Annotated in this window: 21 protein-coding genes; 10 read left to right on the top strand and 11 right to left on the bottom strand. The window is 68.6% G+C overall.

All coding sequences use genetic code 11. The annotated features are described in order from the left end of the window. Window positions 1–37 precede the first annotated feature (37 nt). Window positions 38–1150: a baeRF2 domain-containing protein gene (locus FSW06_RS14390; protein WP_050801938.1), complete on the bottom strand. Its 1113-nt coding sequence runs from the start codon at window positions 1148–1150 to the stop codon at window positions 38–40. Between the two features lie 91 nt (window positions 1151–1241). On the opposite strand from FSW06_RS14390, the gene FSW06_RS00195 reads away from it, so the two are divergent. Both FSW06_RS00195 and FSW06_RS00200 read left to right on the top strand, forming a co-directional pair. Then, on the top strand, window positions 1242–1664 hold the full coding sequence (locus FSW06_RS00195; protein WP_010119422.1) for a carboxymuconolactone decarboxylase family protein: 423 nt from the start codon (window positions 1242–1244) through the stop codon (window positions 1662–1664). After that, window positions 1661–2503, top strand: a complete 843-nt coding sequence (locus FSW06_RS00200) for a sigma-70 family RNA polymerase sigma factor (RefSeq protein ID WP_010119421.1) — start codon at window positions 1661–1663, stop codon at window positions 2501–2503. The genes FSW06_RS00195 and FSW06_RS00200 overlap by 4 nt, the downstream gene beginning before the upstream one ends. 63 nt (window positions 2504–2566) lie before the next feature. Here FSW06_RS00200 and FSW06_RS00205 read toward each other — a convergent pair whose 3' ends face one another. Further along, complete coding sequence (locus FSW06_RS00205; protein ID WP_010119420.1) at window positions 2567–3733, bottom strand: SGNH/GDSL hydrolase family protein; 1167 nt, start codon at window positions 3731–3733, stop codon at window positions 2567–2569. A gap of 212 nt (window positions 3734–3945) precedes the next feature. On the opposite strand from FSW06_RS00205, the gene FSW06_RS00210 reads away from it, so the two are divergent. Further along, window positions 3946–4989 (top strand): PDDEXK nuclease domain-containing protein, encoded by a 1044-nt coding sequence (locus FSW06_RS00210; RefSeq protein ID WP_010119419.1) that lies wholly within the window; start codon window positions 3946–3948, stop codon window positions 4987–4989. 26 nt (window positions 4990–5015) lie between these two features. On the opposite strand, the gene FSW06_RS15025 is transcribed toward FSW06_RS00210, so the two are convergent. Continuing rightward, on the bottom strand, window positions 5016–5318 hold the full coding sequence (locus FSW06_RS15025; protein ID WP_083827010.1) for an AbrB/MazE/SpoVT family DNA-binding domain-containing protein: 303 nt from the start codon (window positions 5316–5318) through the stop codon (window positions 5016–5018). Here FSW06_RS15025 and FSW06_RS00220 point away from each other — a divergent pair. Together FSW06_RS00220 and FSW06_RS00225 are read left to right on the top strand one after the other, a co-directional pair. Then, a complete protein-coding gene (locus FSW06_RS00220) occupies window positions 5269–5604 on the top strand; it encodes an ArsR/SmtB family transcription factor (RefSeq protein ID WP_029449099.1) in 336 nt (111 codons plus the stop codon). The genes FSW06_RS15025 and FSW06_RS00220 overlap by 50 nt on opposite strands. 128 nt (window positions 5605–5732) lie before the next feature. Then, complete coding sequence (locus FSW06_RS00225) at window positions 5733–6407, top strand: pyridoxamine 5'-phosphate oxidase family protein (protein WP_010119417.1); 675 nt, start codon at window positions 5733–5735, stop codon at window positions 6405–6407. On the opposite strand, the gene FSW06_RS00230 is transcribed toward FSW06_RS00225, so the two are convergent. Then, the gene (locus tag FSW06_RS00230) at window positions 6352–7152 is read right to left on the bottom strand and encodes a sulfite exporter TauE/SafE family protein (protein ID WP_010119416.1); all 801 of its coding nucleotides are present in this window, start codon (window positions 7150–7152) and stop codon (window positions 6352–6354) included. The two genes, FSW06_RS00225 and FSW06_RS00230, sit on opposite strands and share 56 nt — an antisense overlap. A 21-nt stretch (window positions 7153–7173) precedes the next feature. Then, window positions 7174–8907: a 2-isopropylmalate synthase gene (locus FSW06_RS00235; RefSeq protein ID WP_010119415.1), complete on the bottom strand. Its 1734-nt coding sequence runs from the start codon at window positions 8905–8907 to the stop codon at window positions 7174–7176. Between the two features lie 196 nt (window positions 8908–9103). On the opposite strand from FSW06_RS00235, the gene FSW06_RS00240 reads away from it, so the two are divergent. Together FSW06_RS00240 and FSW06_RS00245 are read left to right on the top strand one after the other, a co-directional pair. Then, window positions 9104–9748 (top strand): FadR/GntR family transcriptional regulator, encoded by a 645-nt coding sequence (locus FSW06_RS00240; protein ID WP_010119413.1) that lies wholly within the window; start codon window positions 9104–9106, stop codon window positions 9746–9748. Between the two features lie 158 nt (window positions 9749–9906). Further along, window positions 9907–10362: a DUF4442 domain-containing protein gene (locus FSW06_RS00245; RefSeq protein ID WP_029449093.1), complete on the top strand. Its 456-nt coding sequence runs from the start codon at window positions 9907–9909 to the stop codon at window positions 10360–10362. A gap of 3 nt (window positions 10363–10365) precedes the next feature. On the opposite strand, the gene FSW06_RS00250 is transcribed toward FSW06_RS00245, so the two are convergent. After that, window positions 10366–11553, bottom strand: a complete 1188-nt coding sequence (locus tag FSW06_RS00250; protein WP_010119409.1) for a hydroxymethylglutaryl-CoA synthase — start codon at window positions 11551–11553, stop codon at window positions 10366–10368. Window positions 11554–11569: 16 nt separating this feature from the next. Continuing rightward, window positions 11570–12634: a hydroxymethylglutaryl-CoA reductase gene (locus tag FSW06_RS00255; protein WP_010119407.1), complete on the bottom strand. Its 1065-nt coding sequence runs from the start codon at window positions 12632–12634 to the stop codon at window positions 11570–11572. Between the two features lie 275 nt (window positions 12635–12909). Between FSW06_RS00255 and FSW06_RS00260 the strand changes: the two genes are divergently transcribed. After that, entirely contained in the window at window positions 12910–13473 is a 564-nt protein-coding gene (locus FSW06_RS00260) for an NADPH-dependent FMN reductase (RefSeq protein WP_010119406.1), read from the top strand. A 12-nt stretch (window positions 13474–13485) separates the two neighbouring features. On the opposite strand, the gene FSW06_RS00265 is transcribed toward FSW06_RS00260, so the two are convergent. Together FSW06_RS00265 and FSW06_RS00270 are read right to left on the bottom strand one after the other, a co-directional pair. Beyond that, window positions 13486–14109: a superoxide dismutase family protein gene (locus FSW06_RS00265; protein ID WP_010119404.1), complete on the bottom strand. Its 624-nt coding sequence runs from the start codon at window positions 14107–14109 to the stop codon at window positions 13486–13488. An 86-nt stretch (window positions 14110–14195) separates the two neighbouring features. After that, window positions 14196–14438, bottom strand: a complete 243-nt coding sequence (locus FSW06_RS00270; protein ID WP_010119402.1) for a hypothetical protein — start codon at window positions 14436–14438, stop codon at window positions 14196–14198. 63 nt (window positions 14439–14501) lie between these two features. Between FSW06_RS00270 and FSW06_RS00275 the strand changes: the two genes are divergently transcribed. After that, a complete protein-coding gene (locus FSW06_RS00275) occupies window positions 14502–15182 on the top strand; it encodes an SDR family oxidoreductase (RefSeq protein WP_010119400.1) in 681 nt (226 codons plus the stop codon). A gap of 8 nt (window positions 15183–15190) precedes the next feature. On the opposite strand, the gene FSW06_RS00280 is transcribed toward FSW06_RS00275, so the two are convergent. Beyond that, window positions 15191–15973, bottom strand: coding sequence for a class I SAM-dependent methyltransferase (locus FSW06_RS00280; protein ID WP_010119398.1), 783 nt, complete (start codon window positions 15971–15973; stop codon window positions 15191–15193). Between the two features lie 17 nt (window positions 15974–15990). Then, complete coding sequence (locus FSW06_RS00285; RefSeq protein WP_010119396.1) at window positions 15991–17583, bottom strand: succinic semialdehyde dehydrogenase; 1593 nt, start codon at window positions 17581–17583, stop codon at window positions 15991–15993. A gap of 173 nt (window positions 17584–17756) precedes the next feature. On the opposite strand from FSW06_RS00285, the gene FSW06_RS00290 reads away from it, so the two are divergent. Then, entirely contained in the window at window positions 17757–18638 is an 882-nt protein-coding gene (locus FSW06_RS00290; RefSeq protein WP_010119395.1) for a Bax inhibitor-1/YccA family protein, read from the top strand. Window positions 18639–18974 lie beyond the last annotated feature (336 nt).

Raw genomic sequence — 18974 nt, forward strand, 5'->3', positions numbered from 1 at the left:
ACGAGGGACATCTCGACCTGGACGCCGCGGTCACCTGCTACCCGCCGACGCGCGAGCGCGATGACAGGAAGCCGTCGGACCCCGGCATCCGGTCCCTGAGTTCCCCGGATGGTCCGGACCGGAGCACAGCGGCGACATTCTCCTTCAGGGGAGTGTCGACGAGTGCGACCTCGGCACCGGCCCGGGCGCAGGCGGTCAGCAGGTCATCCTCGTCCGGGCCGCTGTCGTCCCGGGCCGGGGCGCGGTAGCGCAGCAGCAGAGTGTCCACGTCACCAGTGTCCGCGGCCTGCGCCACCGCCCGCGTCCCCTCCACCGTCCTGCCACGGACCCGGGCCTCCTCGAAGCGCTGGAGTCCGGCGATCCGTCGTGCGGTCGCGATGTCGCTGGTGATCCCGGAGAGCTCTTCGCGGAGCGACTCCTCGCCGGCATCGGTCTCTCTGACCAGTGACGAGAACGGATCTGCCAGCCCGGTACGGACCGCGTGACGGTTCTGCGCCTCCCCGGCGAGCACGAGCACATCCGGTGTCCATCCGGTGGCGATGGCGTCCAGCTGGTCCGCGGCGCCGCGGGCGTCCTGTGCCACCGACTCCTCGCCATGCTGACGGATACGGTTGTGGGACAGTGCCCCCTGCCGGGGCCGGAGTTCCGCATCATCGCCGGCGGCCGCGTCGGCGGCGTCCATGACCGTCTCGGTATCGCCGTCGTCCTCGATACTGCTCGTGTCCTCGACCGCGACGATGCGTCGCAGTGTCGCCCCGGTCCGGTCCACGACGGCGAGCAGGACACGTACGGCGTCCAGCCTCTGCCGGACATAGGGGCCGAGTACCGGTACCTGCCCGACGGTGGCGTGATCTCCGGTTCCCGGAGCGGCTTCCCACGGCTCATCGAGGATCACGCCGTGTCCGTCGGCGACGAGGACACGGCCGTCGGCCCGGCTCCGGAGCGGATCGCCGGGGGCGTTGTCGGGCAGAGCGGCGTCGAGGACCCTGAGCACAGGGTCCGGGGCACCGTCACCGGAGAGCCTGTCACGGAGATTCCTCCACCGCAGTCGAAGACCGTCGGCGTCCCCCGACGGGGTGTGTCCTCCGAGATAGACGGTGACGAACGGACTGTCGGTGTCGGTGAGTGTACGGACGGTCTCGAGCTTCACGGTGGGCTCCTTTCCGCGTGTCCGGTGGATTGGGATCCACGACCCTACCAGCGGTTTGTCACGCTGTGGGGTGCTGCATCGTCATCCCGGCATGACACACTTCGAGTTCACCAGCACCAGCAGACGCACCTGTGCCGCGGCCGGGGCGCTCGAACTCGCCGCGCGGACCGGACTCAGCCGCGACCGGCGGCTGCTCGTCCAGCTGCGCGCGTCCTACCTGAACAACTGCCGCTTCTGCATCGGGATGCACAGCGGGGAGGCGCTCAAGCACGGGCACGACCAGGCATGGTGCGACGCGGTCCGGGACTGGGAACCGGGTGACACCACGTTCACCGGTGCCGACGCCCTCATTCTCGAGTTCACGACCATGGGCACCCGCCTGGCCGACGGCTACGACCCGGACCTGCAGGAGCGTGTGATCGGTGAATTCGGTGAGAAGACCACCGCGGCCCTGATCAGTCAGATCGCCGCGATCAACACCTGGAACCGGATCAGCGTACTGTCCGAGAAATGAGCACCGGGGAATACCTCGCCGAGCGTCCGCGACTGCTCGGCCTCGCCTACACCGTCCTCGGCAGCTGGCAGGACGCCGAGGATGCCGTCTCCGAGGCATGGCTGCGTCTGGCGGGTCAGGAGCCGGATGATCCCGCGGCCTGGCTGACCACCGTCGTCTCCCGTCTTGCGCTGGACGCCGCCACGACCGCCGCGAAGCGCCGGGAGACCTACGTCGGTCCGTGGTTGCCCGAGGCCGTGCTGGCGGGGGCAGGTACGGACACCGGTCCCCAGGAACAGGCCCTCCTCGGTGAACAGGTGGACCTCGCCTTCGTCCGGCTGCTGCAGTCGTTGTCCCCGGTGGACCGGGTGATCGTGGTGCTCGCCGACGTCGCCGGTCTGGAGCACCGGGAGATCGCGGGCATCGTCGGGACCACCGCCCCGGCGACACGGCAGCGGCTGCGCCGGGCCAGGTCGGCGCTCGCACGCAGTGACGACGGCGGGCGTCCGGCAGGTGCCGACCGTGCCACGCTGGAGGCTCTGGCGTCCGCCCTGAACGACGGTGACCTGGGCTCACTGGTGGAGCAGCTCTCCGGAGGCTGCGTGCTGTGGACCGACGCCGGAGGGCTCACCCGGGCCGCCCGCAACCCGATCCGCGGACAGGACAAGGTCAACCGGTTCCTCGCCGGGCTCATCGCGAAGTTCGGGATGCCGCAGGTCAGTGTGGTCGATGCGGTGGGTGGACCGGTCCTGCGGGCGGTCTCCACGGACATGACCCGCATCATCACGGTCGAGGTGGTCGACGGTCAGGTCACCGGGCTGCAGATCCAGCAGAACCCGGGGAAGATCATCCGTCGGTGATGACCTCACAGGTACGCCGGATTCCCGGTGCCCCTGCTGTGGTGCCCGCGGCCGGTCGGACCGCTACCCGATACTGTCCCTGACCTGACGGAGCGTGGGAACGAAACGCTCAGCGATGCGCCGGTGGGCCTGCGCGCCGGGGTGGAGATTGTCGGCGTAGGGGAGTTCCCCGACATCCGCGGGCCCGAACAGGTCCAGTCCGTCGACGTAGGACAACCGGGGATCGTCGACGGCGCGCTGCGCGACCACCGCCGCGAGCTCTTCCCGGACCACCTCCAGCGTGAGTTTTCCGGCGGCGACCTCCGCCGGATCGCCGGTGGCGACGAACTTCATCGTCCCGTCACTGAAATCCGGGGCCAACGGGCCGGGGGTCGATTCCTGGATCGGGCAGCACACCGAGGACATCACGATCAGGGGAGTGTCCGGGTGGGCGTCCCGGATCGTGTCGAGGAACCCGTGGACCGCCGGGCCGAGCGCGCGGCGGCGCATGAGGTCCGCGTTCACCAGGTTGATGCCGAACTTCACGCTGATGATGTCGGCCTCCAGACCCGCGATCGTGCGGGCGACGAACGGGTCCAGCAGGGCACTGCCGCCCAGACCGAGATTATGCAGGTCGACATCGGCGGCGTGTGCGGCAATGACCGGCCAGGTGCCGGTCGGATGGGTCGCGTTGGAACCGTGGCTGACTGAACTGCCGTGATGGACCCACCGGGGCCGGGTCCGGGGAACCGGTGACAGTGGTCGGTCAGACCGGAGCGCGACGATGCGGGTGAGCTCGTTGTGCGGCAGCCAGATCTCCACCGTCTTGTCCCGGTCCGGCAGGCCGGCGAAGGCGATGGTCGCCACCGGGCCTTCCTCGGTCCGTGACGTTCCGGTGGCCATGTCCATGACCAGGGCGTCCCCGCCGAAGGAGGTGACCTGGTCGCGCAGTTCGCCGTCGATGACCAGGTCGTAGACGCCGTCCGGGCGGGGTGCCACTCCTTCGTACATCGGCCGGGTCCGCAGCACATCGAGTTCGATCCGTGTCGCCGTGGTGCGGACCGCCACCCGGGCACCGGCGGGTTGTGCCTCGACCATCGCGACCTGCGGATCCGTCGACTGTCTCCGGGCAGAGGCGGGGAGCCGGTGCGGTTGCAGCCCCCGGTCGGTCGGCTCGAGTTCCGCGACACCGATCAGCAGGTCAGTGGTGACCGGGGTGTCGGTCAGGGCCGGTTGAGGTGTGTCCGCCATCTGTTCTCCTTGTCGGTCGAGTGGACAGTGGTGGGTCATCTTTCCACACCGGGTTGTTGTGGGGCTGTCGGCACCTCGCTGGCGTTCCTGGCGGCGGTCCCTGTGGCGCTCGCGCTGGTGGTGCAGCTGGTGCGAATGCGGATGGAAAATTAAATAGATCACACGGTCTAATAATAAGATCCAGGAGTCCTGCCGGTGGATATGCTCCCGCCATGACCAACGAACAGGCCATCGCACTCACCGACCCGCCCGAGGGCTACGGGGAGTGGTTCAGCGACAACAAGTCCCGGATCTACGCCGCCAGACAGCGCGCCGCCCTCGCCGTGAACACCGAGATGCTGCAGGTATACTGGCGGATCGGGCGGGACATCATCGACAAGCAGGAGAATCAGGGGTGGGGGACGAAGGTCGTCGAGCGGTTGTCCCATGACCTGCGTAAAGAGTTTCCGGATCTGGGTGGTTTCTCGCAGGCGAACCTGCGCTACATGCGATCCTTCGCCCGGGAATGGCCGGAAGATGCAATTCGCCAACAGGCTGTTGGCGAATTGCCGTGGGGCCACAACATCGTCCTGCTGACCAAGATCAAGGACCGTGCCCTGCGACTCGCTTACGCGGAGGCTGCCGTGGAATTCGGCTGGTCGCGCAACGTGCTGGCGACCCACATCCAGAGTCAGAGGATCGAACGCAAGGGCAGGGCGGTGACCAATTTCGAGCGGGTCCTGCCGAAGGCGGAGTCCGACCTTGCCAGAGAATCCCTCAAGGACCCGTACCGCCTCGACTTCCTCGGCCTCGGTGACGGCGCAGAGGAACGCGAGATCGAGGCGACACTGACCGGCCACATCACCGACTTCCTTCTCGAACTCGGTGCGGGCTTCGCCTTCGTCGGACGCCAGGTCCACCTCGAGGTCGGTGGCGACGACTTCTACGTCGACCTGCTCTTCTACCACCTGACGCTGCGCCGGTATGTAGTCGTTGAGTTGAAGGCGGACAAGTTCCGGCCCGAGCACCTCGGGCAACTCGGTTTCTACATGACCGCCGTGGACGAACTCCTCGGTCATGAGACGGACGCGCCCGCGATCGGTCTGCTGCTGTGCCGGCACCGGAACGAGGTGGTGGCGGAATATGCGCTGCGGGACGCCACCCAACCGGTCGGGATCGCCGAATATGAACTCGTGGCGGGACTCCCGGACCAGTTGCAGACGGCCCTGCCCAGCATCGAACAGATCGAGCGGGAACTCGGGGGCCTCGACGACTGAGAGCGACCAACCTTGACCGACTCTGATCAGTTCACCCCTGCTGATCGGCGAAGGTCCGCTGGTAGCGGGTGGGCGTGGTCCCTGTCGGCGGTGACGTCCACTTCGTCGCCGGGCCGGAACCCGAGGTCGCGGCGCAGACCGGCAGGGATGGTCACCTGTCCTCTGCTGCTGATCCGCATCCGGCAGCTCCTTGTTCGGGGGCGTTGCTGGTTGCCAGGATATCCTGTCGCCGACGTAGCATCGGGGGCATCAGGCAACACCCACAGATCGGAGCCATCCGTGTCCCCAGCGCGACACCACGAGCACCCGGACGCCGCGGACATCGCCATGCCGCGGGTCCTCTTCGCGCTGAGTGATCCGCTGCGACTGGGGATGGTCCACCACCTGGCGGACGCCGAGGGAGAGGTCGACAGCCGGGAACTCGGCCCCGACCTGCCGAAGTCCACGCTGACGCACCACACGAAACTGCTGCGGGAATCCGGGCTGACCTGGACCAGGGGAGAGGGACGCCAGTGCCTGATCCGTCTGCGCCGGGACGATCTGGATGCGCGGTTCCCCGGTCTGCTGGACGCCGTGCTGGAAGGGTCGGAGCCGGAGTCGGACACGGAGGAGTGAGGCATCCGCCCCGTACTCCCACGGCTCCGCAGACAACGGTCTGAGGCTGAACCCGGGGACGAAGAACGCCGTGGCCGCGGTGATCCTCGGCGGCGCCACGGTACTGACATTGACCGGAAGGAACTGACATGGGTTACGCAGACATCGCCTTCGACGGGTTCGTGACGGCACGGCAGAATGCCCGGGGCGTCGGGCACCGGGTGGACACCTCCGGGGCGTCCGGGGCGGAGCTCGACCCGCGGGACGCGAAGCTGATCCGGGAATCCCGCATGTTCATGATGGCGACCGTCACCGGGACGGGCTGGCCGTACGTCCAGCACAAGGGTGGTCCGGCCGGGTTCGTGACGGTGCGGACGGTCAGCGGACATTCGCAGCTGATGTTCCCCGACTTCGCGGGCAACCGGCAGTTCGTCACCGCCGGCAACCTCGACCGGGACGACCGGGTGTGCCTGTTCTTCGTGGACTTCACCACGCGCTCCCGGGTGAAGGTCTTCGGACACGCCCGACTGGTCGAGGCGTCCGACGATCCGGAACTCATCGAGGAGCTGCGGGACCTGAAGGACTCCCGGATCACCTCGGTCATCGAGCGGGCCGTGATCGTGGACGTCGTGGCCTCCGACGCGAACTGCTCCAAGCAGATCACCCCGCGCTGGACCCGCGAGGAGGTCGAGGAACGCATCGACCTGTACCGGAAGGACATCGCCGAGCGGGACGCCAGGATCGCGGAGCTGGAGGAACAACTCCGGCTCACTGCTGCGGGGCAGACAGCTCCCGCGAGGTCTTCATCTGACGCAACGCCATGACCAGGGCGAATACCCCGAAAATCCCGCTGAGGACCCGGGAGGGCACCGCCAGTGCCACCAGCACACCGACCACCGCACCCGGGGCCGCGCCGAGTGCGAGCCGGGTTCCCACGGCGGGGTCTGCGGTGCCGTGACGCAGGTGGGCGACCAGGCTGGCCAGCGAGTTCGGCAGCATGACCAGCAGGGATGTCCCCAGTGCCGTGGGCAGGTCGGTGCCGAGCACCATGACCAGGACCGGCACGGTGAGCAGTCCGCCGCCGAGCCCGAGCGAGGAGGCCCACGCCCCGACGATGACGCCGAAGACCAGGGCCGCGCACCACAGCCACACGCTGTGCCCGGGCCCGGACTGACCGGAGGAGAGCAGGGCGTCCACGGACACGCCCGCGGCGTCCAGCACCATCCGGACGCCGACGATCAGCAGCACCGCGGCGAAGATCAGGCGCAGGATCCGTGGGGACGCCCGGCTGACGAGCTGCACACCGAGGTTCACCCCGGCCAGTCCACCGAGCATCATCGGGACCGCGAAGAACAGGTCCACCGCCCCGCCGTGGAGGGCGTAGACGGCGGAGCCGATGACGGCGACGACCGCGTTCGGGGCGGCGACGGTGCCGTGGATGACCGACCGGGGCAGGACCGTGATCTTCTCTGTCGCCGGGACGGTGACCGTCCCGGTCCCGCCGCCGAAGATCGCGCCCGCCATACCGCCGAGCGCCCCGGCGGCGGGGAGGGCTGTGCGGGGATTCATGTCAGCCAGGGTAGTCACAGGTCACAGCAGATTGGCCGCACCGACGACGGCGTTCATACTCGCGGCGAGTACCGATGCATCGCGTCCGGCGACCCACCGGGCGTTACCGGTCCCGGTTGTGTCCCGGAACTCCAGCAGGGTCAGGGCATCACTGTCGTTGCCGGACTCCACGCTGGTCTGCGTCAGCCCGAGGATCTCCACGCCGGTCCCGGCCTCGCGCAGCGCCGTCGCCAGCGCCTCGACCGGGCCGTGACCAGTGACGGTGTGCGTCGATTCGGTACCGTCGATACGCAGTCGCACAGTGGTCTCCGCCGCTTCCGGGGAGGCGGCGTCCTCGCTGGTGCTGTAACCGAGCAGTTCCACCCGGCCGCCGTCTGCGGGGGAGTACAGGTACCCCTCACGGAAGATCTCCCACAGCTGGTCGGCGGTGACCTCCGCACCCGTGTCATCGGTGTAGCGCTGGACGTGGCCGGCAAGGTCGATCTGCAGACGCCGTGGCAGGTCGATGCCGTACCCGGAGCCCAGCAGGTAGGCGATTCCACCCTTGCCGGACTGGGAGTTCACCCGGATCACCGCGTCATAGGTACGTCCGATGTCCGCCGGATCGATCGGCAGGTAGGGGATTTTCCACTCAGCGTCCTTCTCGGGGATGCCCAGCTCCTCGGCGCGGGTGTGGTGCTCGATGAAGCCCTTGCGGATCGCGTCCTGATGCGTGCCGGAGAACGCTGTGTGCACCAGATCGCCGACGTAGGGGTGCCGCGGGTGGATCTCCATACGGGTGCAGTACTCGACGGTGGAACGGATCCGGTCGATATCGGAGAAGTCGATGCCCGGGTCGATGCCCTGGGCGTAGAGGTTCAGCGCCAGGGTGGCGATGTCCACGTTGCCGGTGCGTTCACCGTTGCCGAAGATGCAACCCTCGACGCGCTCCGCCCCGGCGAGGACGGCCAGCTCGGCGCACGCGATGCCGGTGCCGCGGTCATTGTGCGGGTGCACCGACAGGATGACGTTCTCGCGCCGGGCCAGGTTCCGGCTCATGTACTCGATCTGGTCGGCGTAGACGTTCGGGGTGGCGATCTCGACCGTCGCCGGCAGATTGAGGATCACCGGACGCTCCGGACGGGCGTCCCACAGCTCGGTCATCGCGTCGCACAGGTCCAGCACGTACTCCGGCTCGGTCTGGTTGAAGACCTCCGGGGAGAACTCGAACCGGACGTTCGGCATGTCTCCGGCCAGCTCGAATACGTCGCGTCCGCCGGCCAGGATCAGTTCCCTGAGGTCGGCGCGGTCGCGGGCCAGCACCAGGTCGCGCCACAACGGGGCGGTCGCGGTGTACATGTGGATGACCACCGGGTTGCTGATGCCCCGGACGGATTCCACGGTCCGCTCAATGAGGTCGCGGCGCGCCGGGGTGAAGACGACGATGGTGACGTCGTCCGGGGCGATGTCGGTCTCGGCGATGAGGCGGACGAAGTCGAAGTCGGTCTGTGAGGCAGAGGGGTAGCCGACCTCGATCTCCTTGTATCCGACGGAGACCATCATCTCGAAGAAGCGGCGCTTGCGGGCCGGATCCATCGGCTCGGCCAGGGCCTGGTTGCCGTCACGCAGGTCGACGGGCACCCACAGCGGTGCGTCGGTGAGTCGTTTCGTCGGCCAGGTGCGGTCGGCGTCCTTCAGTGGGACGCTGACGCGGGAGTAGACGTCGGTGTAGCGGCCATGGGGCATGGGGGAGGGCTGCTGAGGGTTCCAGCGCATGGTGTTCTCCTGGGGCTGTGTCGGTGGGGTGACCGGCGCCGGTGCTGCACTCCACGACAGGAGGCCGGTCGGGTCACGACCTGCCGTGGCAGCATAGGAGGAGAAGTCCGTAGAAGCTCATGCCACGGATGGTAGCACCAACTCCGCAGACAAGTAGAGGAATTACAGCGATATGCCGCAGGTGAATAGGTCATCTATGGCCGAACAAGCCGCAGAAATCCTGCTCGACAGGGTGCGGAGTGGAGAGTGGGAACTCGGCCAGAAACTCCCCGGGGAGGTCGCACTCGCCGGCCAGATGGGGGTGGGGCGCTCCACCGCCCGTGAGGCGATCCGGATTCTCGCGGGCAAGGGAGTGCTGGCATCCCGGCAGGGTTCCGGGGTCTTCCTCACGGCGCTGGACGCGAGAGAGGAATGGGACGCCGTGCTCGCCCGCGCCGAGATCCTCTCGGTCATCGAGGCGCGCACCGCCATCGAAACGGAGGCTGCCCGGCTGGCGGCGGCCCGACGTACACCGGCGGAGCTGCGGGCGGTGCGCCGGGCGCTGGCGGACCGGGCGGCCCGGCGGGAGGGCCTGGAGGACCACGTGGACGCGGACACCGCCTTCCACCGCAGCATCGTGCTCGCGGCCGGGAACCCGGTGCTCACCGGCATGTTCGACAGTTTCACTCCGCGGATGCGCGAGGCGATGGTGGAGATGCTGCGGCGACGTGGCGGGTTCGGCGGCGACGCTGACCAGCAGGCGCACGCCGACCTCGTGGAGGCTGTCGCGGCAAAGGATCCGGAGACGGCGGCGCGGCTCAGCCGGGAGCACCTGGAGACGCTGGCTGCCGGGCTGGGTTGACGCGAGTTGACCCGGATCTGTTCCGTCGATGCGACGGATCGGGCAGATCCGGGTCAACTCGCGTCCGGCCGCCGGGATGGTCCGTGCCGCCGCCCGGATCTTCACCGGAACCGTCAATCCGGCCACGTGCCCGGGTGAAACCCCATACCATGATCTCCGTGCTGAAACCATCCCCCCGCCAGCTGAAGTTCGTGCTGAACTTCTTCCCGCCCTACGTCGGCTCCGGCATCCGCATGAAGTACATCGCCGAAGACGGGTCACGCGTCGTCACCACCCACCGCCCCCGGCGGATCAACGCGAACCTCGTCGGCACCGCGTTCGGCGGCACGATCCAGACCATGACCGACGGGTTCTACCTGTTCATGGGACTGACCAGGCTCGGAAACGACTACAACGTGTGGGACGCCGAATCCCACGTCACCTACCTCAAACCCGGGCGTGGGACGATCACCGCGGACATGCGGACCGATGACGCCACCTTCGACCTCATCCGGGAGAGGACCGCCGACGGGTCGAAGTACCTGCACTGGTTCACCACCGACATCACCGACAGCTCCGGCGATGTCGTGGCGACCGTGCGCAGCCGGGTCTACTTCCGGCTCAAGAAACGCTGAGCGCTACCGGGCCTCGTACTGCCGGGCCTGCTCATGCACCCCGGCGAACCGGAACGGGGCGTCGGTGACCTGCGGAGTCACCTCGTCGGCACTGGTACCGTGCGGCCCCTGGTGCAGCGCCCGGTACTCGTCGATGCTCAGCGGGACGCGCCGGTCGAGCGCTGCGTCGATCGTGCCGGCGTCCCGGACATCCCGGTAGCCGTCCTGCACGATGCCGGTGAAGAACTCGGACACGCAGCCGGAACCGTAGCTGAAGATGCCGATGCGGTCCCCGGCCAGGCTGTCGTCGTGGTCGAGCAGGGAGGCCAGCGCGGAGTACACCGAGGCGGTGTAGCTGTTGCCGAGCCGACGGTTGTAGCGGGCACTGGTCTCCAGGCCCGTGTCACGGCCGTCGACCTCGTCGCCGGGGTTCAGCGCGGTGCTGATGTCGTCACCGGTGACCTGACGCAGCCGCTGCTGCGCCTTCTTCGCCATCTTCGTGTACGGCTGGTGGTACAGGATCCGGTCGATGTCACCGATCGCCGGACCACCGTGGTCCTGCAGGTCACCCCAGGCGTCGGTGAGGGCGTCCAGGTAGGCGTCGATCGACAGCTTGCCGTTGACCACCGCGGTGGTCGAGTCATTGGGGCGCCAGAAGTCGTCGACGTCGGTGGTGGAGATACCGTCGGCGGGCTCGACGGCCAGCAGGGCGGGGTCCGCGGTGATGAGCATGGCCACCGCGCCGGCGCCCTGGGTCGGCTCACCGGGGGAGTCCAGCTGGTAGCGGGCATTGTCGGCGGCGATGATGAGGACGCGCTCGGTGGGGTTGCGGGAGACGATGCCGAGGGCGGCCTGCAGGGCGGCGGTCCCGCCGTAGCAGGCCTGCTTGATCTCGGCGACGCGCACGTTGTGCGGCAGGCCGAGCAGCTCCAGCGCCGCCACGCCGGCGGCCTTCGACTGGTCCACCCCGCTCTCCGTGGCGAACAGCAGGGTGCGGATCCCGTCGGTGCCGTTGCGCTCCAGCAGCGGCTTCGCGGCGGAGGCGCCCATCGAGACGATGTCCTCGTCGGGGGCGAGCACGCTCATCTCGGACTGGCCGAGTCCGAGCACGAACTTGCCGGGGGCGATGTCCTTCGACTCGGCCAGGTCCGTCAGGGAGACGACGTAGTGCCCGGTGGCGAGCTCCAGGTCGTGGATACCGATTGCGGTCATGGGTGATCTCGCCTTTCTAACGTTCCATGCTCAGGTGGGTGGACATCAGTTCACCGGGGTTGGTCTGTGCCGCCAGCAGCGACAGTTCGCCGCACAGGACGGTGGCGGCGATGAGGGAGGCGAGGCGCCGGGAGTTCGCCCCGACCTCACGGTCCTCCCGGCAGCCGAGGCGGGTGAGGGCCTCCTCGATCTGCGGGTGGTGCTTACCGCTGCCCACGGTGCCGACGATGATGTTCGGCAGGGTGCAGGAGAAGTACAGGCCCTCGTCACGGGCCTCTGCGTAGGTGATGCCCTGGGATCCCTCGACGATGTTCGCGGCGTCCTGCCCGGTCGCGAGGAAGACGGCCAGCAGCATGTTCGCGTAGTGGGCGTTGGCCGAGCGCAGGGCGCCGGCGATGGTGCTGCCGACCAGGTCCTTGCGGGTCACCAGGTCCGCCATCGCGGAGGCGGTGGTGCGCAGCCGCCGCTCGACGACCTCGTGCGGCAGCAGCATGTCGGCGACGATGCTCTTGCCGCGGCCGAGGATGCCGTTGACGGCGGTGGCCTTCTTGTCGCTGCAGTAGTTGCCGGAGACCGACCCGTAGCCCAGACCGAGCTGCTGCGACTCCGGCCAGGACAGGACGCGCTCCATAATCGCGTCGGCCGCCTTGGTGACCATGTTGTGGCCCGAGGCGTCCCCGGGGTGCAGCTCGAACCGGACGTAGAGCAGGTTGCCGACGACCTCGCTGTGCAGGTCGACGAGACGGCCGTGGCCGGTGGTGCCGGCGACGACCTCCTTGAGCTCGTCGAGTCGGCCGGCGACGAGACGGGCGCCGGACGCCGCGGCGATGCCGTCGGCGGTGACGAACAGCACCGAGCGGGTCATGCATTCGCCGAGCACGGCGGTGCGGATCCCGTCGGGGAGCTCGCGGGAGATGCTGGCGCCGCGGCCGACCGACGGCCACAGCGGGGTCTCGAAGGTCGCGAGCGGGACGGACACCTCCTCGTACGGTTCGCCGGTGGTGAAGGCGTCACCACTGATGCGCAGGGGCCCCACCCACTGGGTGGGGATGGCGGTCGTCGTCGGCTCAGGTCTGGTCAAGATTCAGCTTTCTGGCGGGAGGGATCGGGCGTGTCCCACGTGCGTGCCCGGGGACGGGCCGGGAGACGGTATCTGGTCGACCTGATCGGGTGGGCTGCGGCGTTGTGGGCCTCGGTGTAGCTTATCGTAGTCATCCGCCTCCGCCGTCGGTTCCGGGCATCCGGTCGGCCGGGTGCCGGCGGTCCTGCGGCGGGCTTGCGGCGGGCGCGCAGCAGCGTAGGGTGGGCGGACGAAAACTAGATGAAGTATCAACCACTTTACGTAGGGAGCTTTTCATGACCCGTATCGGCATCATCGCCGGATCCAACCGCCCCGGCGCTCTCAACCCGCAGGTCGTCGCCTGGGTGAAGGCACAGCTCGACGAGGCCGGCGTGGAGAACGCCGTCGTCGACTACAACGACTACGACCTCCCCATCCTCGACGAGGAGATCCCCGGCGGCGCCCACGCCTACGCCAACGCGCACACCAGGGCCTGGGGTGCCGCGGTCGAGCCCTTCGACGGCTACATCGTCGTCACCCCGGAATACAACCACGGCGTGCCCGGCCCGCTGAAGAACGCCATCGACTACATCGGGTCCGAGTTCAACAACAAGCCGGTCGCCTTCGCCTCCTACGGCGCCGACAAGGGCGTGCGCGCCATCGAGCAGTGGCGCCTGGTCTTCGCGAACTTCCGCGCCGCGACCGTCCGCGGGACCGCCTCGTTCTCGAACTTCACCGACTTCACCGACGGGAAGTTCGCCCCCCAGGCGGTCTCCGCCAACACCTTCGGCCCGATGCTGACCGACCTGCTCGCCTGGGCCGAGGGCTTCAAGGTCGTCCGCGAACAGCTCGCGAAGTAGCTCCGCCGCCGGTCAGTCCGTGAAGGTGCCGCAGGCCTGACGACCACCTGCATCGCCCGTCTTCAGCGTGTCCTTGTCCGGGCCGTCCGGGGCATAACGGTCGGGGATGTTGCCGTAGTTGTCCGGCTTCTCGTGGATGATCAGCGCCGACCCGTCGTCGTCGAGCAGATTGTCACGGGTCACCCGGTCGGTGGTGACGGTCATGTGGGCGGTTCCGTCACCGTTGACGAGGAGCGCCGGGAGATCACCGCCGTGCCCGGGATGGTCATGACCGTCGGCCCCCATATGGCCGCCGGAGGACAGGAAGTCCCCGGTCTCTGACGGGTCGTCCGGCGCGTGACTGCCGGGGTCGCATGTCCCGATGCCGTGGACGTGCATGCCGTACATTCCCGGCTGCAGTCCCGTCAGGTCGACGGTCAGGGCCGAGGCACCGTCGGCGTCCCGGAAGGATGCGCTGCCCACGGAGTTCCCGTCGGCGGCATGCACGTCGGCGGTGGCGAAGGAATCCGACGACTCACCGTCGTCGTCGCTGCCGCAGGCTGAGAGAGCGAGGACGCCGACCGAGGCGAGGGCGACGGTCGCGCGCACGACGGTGCGGTGCGGGCGGGGTGCGGAGGTGGTGGGGAGGTGTCGCATGGTGAGTTCTCCTGTGGTGCAGATCGGGGACAGTCTCCTTGCCCTCCCACGCTACGAGGGCTGCACCGACGCACCACCCCCGCCGGTCAGCGCTTCTGCAGCTGCTTGATGCCCAGCCAGCCCACCAGGATGATGAGCAGGATCGGCAGCAGCTTGAACACCAGCGCGACCGCGCCCGCGAACGCGGTGGAGATCGCGACGACGGCGAAGACCAGCGTCAGCGCGCCGAGCAGGAACGACCAGCCCCACCGGTTCTGGTCGGCGGCCCACCAGGCGCCGACGCCGGCGACGGCGCCGAGGATCAGGGTGGTCAGTGCGGTTCCGAACATGGTTGTCCTTTCACGGGGGATCGTCACCACCGAGCATACGGTGGTGCGGCTACCCTCGGCGCCATGACTTCCAGCACAGACCCCACCTCCGGTACAGACCTCCCCGTCGCACTCGTCACCGGCGGCTCCCGCGGCATCGGCGCCGCCGTCGCCCGTGACCTCGCCCGTGACCACCGTGTCATCGCCTGGTCCAGCCGCGACGTCGACCTGCGCGACCCCGCATCGATTTCGGACGCCGTGGCCCGGCTGCGGGCCGACGGACTCGACCGGCTCGACGTCCTCGTCCACTCCGCCGGACTCGCCTGGGACGCGACCGTCGAGGACGCCGACTGGGACGGCTGGGAGGAGATGTTCCGCGTCAACGTCTTCGCGGTGGCGGAACTGACCCGGCAGCTGCTGCCGGAACTGCGGGCGGCCCATGCGACGGTCGTCGCCGTCAACTCCGGATCCGGGTTCCATTCCGCACCGGGGATGGCGCAGTACTCCGGGACGAAGTTCGCGCTCCGCGCGTTCACCGACGCCCTCCGTGAGGAGGAGCGGGGAGTGGTCCGGGTCAGTTCGGTCCACCCCGGTCGGGTGGACACCGACATGCAGGTCGCGCTGCAGCACGGCCGGGGCAACGACGACTACGACGGCTCCCGGTACGTGCGGCCCGAATCGATCGCCGCCGCGGTCCGCCTGGCGGTGGACACCACCGACGAGGCGATTGTCGAGGAGGTCAGCGTCCGCCCGGTGCGCGGCTGACCGGCAGATCAGGCCGACAGCACGAAGATCGCGGTCCCGGGGAACACCCGGCCGCGGGTCTGTGACCACTGCCCCCAGGTCGGCGTCCCGTCCCGCCACTCCGGTTCGACCAGGTCGACCAGCCGGAGCCCGGCGCCGGCGACGGCCCGGACCCAGTCGCCCATGGTGTGGTGGAACTCCGCGTAGCGCAGGTGGCGCAGCAACCCCGGACCGGTTGCGCCGTCACCGTCTTCACCGTCGCCGTCGTCCCATTCGAGGTAGGCGTCCTGAAAATAGGGGATGGACGCCGTGAGATCGTCGGGGTCGTCGGGGAAGATCCAGGCGGTGGGGTGGTTCACGGCGATGACCGCGCGGCCGCCCGGGCGCAGGACCCGGGCGAGCTCGACCAGCGCCGCACCGAGGTCGGCGAGGAACGGGTAGCCGCCGAACGAGGAGAAGACCACGTCGGCGCAGTGGTCCGCCAGCGGGAGGGAGGCGGCGTCCGCCTGGAGCAGCCGCAGGCCGGGGACGTGCGGAGCGCGGCGGAGCATGCCGTGGGAGATGTCGAGCCCGACGACGTGCGCGGCGGTGTGCCGGGCGAGCCAGGCGGCACAGGGGGCGGACCCGCACCCCACCTCGATGACGGTGCGTCCCGCCAGCTCCGCCGGATCACCCAGCAGCCGGGCCTCGGCCTCGGTGAGCCGTTCCGGGCACCAGTGGAAGGTGTCCAGATAGTCGGCATGGTCGTCGTGGTACCGGGCGGCATCGGCATCCCAGTGACGCCGCTGCACCGCCCCCAGCTCCCTGTCCATGCCGGGGAGCTTACCCGCTACCGCAGGATGCCGGTCTTCTTGCCCAGCGAGAGCAGGATCGACATCACCAGTGCGTACGGCTTCGGCTTGAGGAACTGCGGGCCGCGGATCGGGATGAGCCGCTGCTCGGTGATGTTCTGCGTCTCGGTGTACTTGAGCATGCCGTAGTGGCCCTGGCGGCGGCCCTGACCGGATTCCTTCGTGCCGCCCATCTCGTTGTCGACGGAGGCGAAGGCGGCGGCGTAGCCGTCGTTGATGTTCACCGTGCCGGAGTAGATCCGGCCGGCGACCTCGTTGGCGGTCTTCGACGCGCCGAAGACGGAGGCGTTGAGGCCGTAGTCGGTGTCGTTGGCCTTCTCCACGGCCTCGTCGTAGGAGTCGACCTTCTCCACGTAGACGACCGGGCCGAAAATCTCCTCGCGCTTGAGCAGGACGTCGTCGGAGACGTCGGTGAACACGGTGGGCTCGTAGAAGTAGGGACCGAGATCCGGGCGGGCCTTACCGCCGGCGACGAGGGTCGCGCCCTTGTCGACCGCGTCATCGACGTACTTCTCGACGGTGGCGAGCTGCTGGGCGCTCTGCAGCGACCCCATCAGGACGTCCCAGTCGTAGCCGGCGCCGAGCGGCAGCGCGGAGGTGGCCGCGGCGAACTTCGGGACGAACTCGTCGTAGACGTTCTTGTGGACGTAGATGCGCTCGATGGAGACGCACAGCTGACCGGAGTTCGCGAAGCAGCCGGTGAGGACGGCCGGCATGATCTTGTCGACGTCGGCGTCCCCGGTGACGACCATGGGGTTCTTGCCGCCGAGCTCGGCGGAGTAGCCGATGAGGCGGCGTCCGGCGATCTCGCCGAGGGTCTTGCCGGTGGCGGTGGAGCCGGTGAACATCAGGAAGTTGCACGTCTCGGCGATGGCGTTGCCGACGACGCGGCCCGGACCGGTGACCAGCTGGACGAGCTGGCGGGGCAGACCGGCCTCGAAGAGCAGCTTGAAGGCCAGCAGGGAGGTGAACGGGGTGGAGGAGTCCGGCTTGGCGACGAGTGCGTTGCCGGCGGCGAGGCCGGGCAGCGAGTCGGAGATACCGAGGGTGAGCGGGTAGTTCCACGGGGAGATCTGACCGATCACGCCCTTGGGCAGATGGTGCTCGACGGACCTGGTGAGGACCGGGATCACGCCGGTGTGCTTCTTCGGCTTGAGGATCGCGCCGACATGGTTGCCGTAGTAGCGGGCGGTGATCGCGGTGTGGAGGATCTCCTCGTAGGCGGAGTCCCGGCTCTTACCGGTCTCCAGCTGGACGAGGTCCATGAGCAGTTCGCGGTGCTTGAGCACGAGGTCGTGGAAGCGCAGCAGGATCTTCCCGCGCTGCTTGTAGGGGGTCTTGGCCCAGATCTTCTGGGCGGCACGGGCCCGGTCGAAGGCCTCGGCGACCTCGTCCTCGGTACCGCGGCCGACCCAGCCGATGGTCTCACCGGTGAACGGGCCCTCGATCTCGAGCCGGTCGCCGGATTCGAGGTTCCCGGTGACGGCATTGGTGGTCAGGGCGCGGAGCTCGGCGGCGAAGGCGTCGGGCAGCGGGCCGTAGGGGAGTCGCTTCAGCGTCGTTGAGGTCATGGGGCCGAGACTATCGCACCCGATGGTCCGTCATGTCGGTTTTGTTTCTATCTCCATCACGGACCCCGGGAACAATCCGGGCCGCCCGGCCGTTGCTAGAGTAGAACCCACGGAAAAACGGCGTTCACCGACGGGCGTCCGGACGTGCCACCAGAGAGGAAGGACACACCGAAGTGAAGAGTTCGAATCCCTACATGACCTCGCTCACCAAGGCGGAGGGGGAGTTGCAGCGCGGCCAGGCGATGGCCCACCAGGCCGGAGGTCAGGGCTGGGGCGGGCAGGGCGGCGGGTACGCCCAGAACCCCTACGGGCAGCAGTACCAGCAGTCCCCGAACTACGCCGCCCCGGCCGCCTCCGCCGACCGGCCGATGACCGTCGACGACGTGGTGACGAAGACCGGCATCACGCTCGCCGTCATCGTCGTCTTCGCCGCGGTCAACCTGTTCATCGGTGTCTCCGGGAACACGTCACTGGCCCTGGGCCTGACCTTCCTCGGCGCCATCGGCGGTTTCATCGCCGTCCTCGTCTCCTCCTTCGGGAAAAAGTACGGGTCCGCGGCGACCACGCTGATCTACGCGGCCTTCGAGGGCCTGTTCGTCGGCGGGTTCAGCTGGGTGCTCACCGACGTGAAGATCGGCGGCGCCGGCGGCGCCGGACTGATCTTCCAGGCGGTCCTGGGGACCGTCGGTGTGTTCCTCGGCATGCTCGTCGTGTACAAGACCGGTGCCATCCGCGTCACCCCGAAGTTCACGAAGTTCATGCTCAGCGCGCTGATCGGCGTGGCTGTCCTGGCCCTCGGCAACCTCGTCATCTCCTTCTTCGGTGACGGTGCCGGCCCGCTGCGCGACGGCGGTGCCCTCGGCTGGATCTTCTCGCTGGTGTGCATCGGTCTCGCCGCGATGAGCTTCCTGCTCGACTTCGACACGGCCGACAAGCTGATCCGTGCCGGTGCCCCCTCGAAGATGGCGTGGGGTGTGGCCCTCGGACTGGCGGTCACCCTGGTGTGGCTGTACACCGAGATTCTCCGCGTTCTGTCGATGCTGCAGGGCGACTGACCGTCGGCGCACCTGCGCCGCCTGTCACCGGAGGGCCCGCCGACCGTCATGGTCGGCGGGCCCTTCCGTATGCGGTGGCGCGCCTGTGTCTGCCTGGGGGCCGCCGATGGCGGCCTGTGGGGTCTGGTCTGCCATGCCGACGGTTGCGCTGCCACCGACCGGCCGGCCATCCCGAGGAAGGCGTGTTGACCCGAGTTGACCCGGATCGGTCAATTCCGTCGGGCCGGAAACGCAGAATCGGGTCAGCTCGGGACAACTATGACTGGGGTCGGCCGGTGACACTCCGGTAAAAGACACACATTCCGACCATTAACCCGGACCGTGCCTGACCGTCCC

Origin of the sequence: Corynebacterium nuruki S6-4 (assembly GCF_007970465.1) — a bacterium.
Classification (GTDB): Bacteria; Actinomycetota; Actinomycetes; order Mycobacteriales; family Mycobacteriaceae; genus Corynebacterium; species Corynebacterium nuruki.

Coding starts and splice junctions, on each gene's coding strand:
- FSW06_RS00260 (WP_010119406.1), top strand. CDS start 12,910: ATGACCCGTATCGGCATCATCGCCGGATCCAACCGCCCCGGCGCTCTC.
- FSW06_RS00280 (WP_010119398.1), bottom strand. CDS start 15,973: ATGGACAGGGAGCTGGGGGCGGTGCAGCGGCGTCACTGGGATGCCGAT.
- FSW06_RS00195 (WP_010119422.1), top strand. CDS start 1,242: ATGACACACTTCGAGTTCACCAGCACCAGCAGACGCACCTGTGCCGCG.
- FSW06_RS00235 (WP_010119415.1), bottom strand. CDS start 8,907: ATGCGCTGGAACCCTCAGCAGCCCTCCCCCATGCCCCATGGCCGCTAC.
- FSW06_RS00270 (WP_010119402.1), bottom strand. CDS start 14,438: ATGTTCGGAACCGCACTGACCACCCTGATCCTCGGCGCCGTCGCCGGC.
- FSW06_RS00205 (WP_010119420.1), bottom strand. CDS start 3,733: ATGGCGGACACACCTCAACCGGCCCTGACCGACACCCCGGTCACCACT.
- FSW06_RS00275 (WP_010119400.1), top strand. CDS start 14,502: ATGACTTCCAGCACAGACCCCACCTCCGGTACAGACCTCCCCGTCGCA.
- FSW06_RS00250 (WP_010119409.1), bottom strand. CDS start 11,553: ATGACCGCAATCGGTATCCACGACCTGGAGCTCGCCACCGGGCACTAC.
- FSW06_RS00285 (WP_010119396.1), bottom strand. CDS start 17,583: ATGACCTCAACGACGCTGAAGCGACTCCCCTACGGCCCGCTGCCCGAC.
- FSW06_RS00225 (WP_010119417.1), top strand. CDS start 5,733: ATGGGTTACGCAGACATCGCCTTCGACGGGTTCGTGACGGCACGGCAG.
- FSW06_RS15025 (WP_083827010.1), bottom strand. CDS start 5,318: ATGGCGATGTCCGCGGCGTCCGGGTGCTCGTGGTGTCGCGCTGGGGAC.
- FSW06_RS00230 (WP_010119416.1), bottom strand. CDS start 7,152: ATGAATCCCCGCACAGCCCTCCCCGCCGCCGGGGCGCTCGGCGGTATG.
- FSW06_RS00210 (WP_010119419.1), top strand. CDS start 3,946: ATGACCAACGAACAGGCCATCGCACTCACCGACCCGCCCGAGGGCTAC.
- FSW06_RS00240 (WP_010119413.1), top strand. CDS start 9,104: ATGGCCGAACAAGCCGCAGAAATCCTGCTCGACAGGGTGCGGAGTGGA.
- FSW06_RS00200 (WP_010119421.1), top strand. CDS start 1,661: ATGAGCACCGGGGAATACCTCGCCGAGCGTCCGCGACTGCTCGGCCTC.
- FSW06_RS00265 (WP_010119404.1), bottom strand. CDS start 14,109: ATGCGACACCTCCCCACCACCTCCGCACCCCGCCCGCACCGCACCGTC.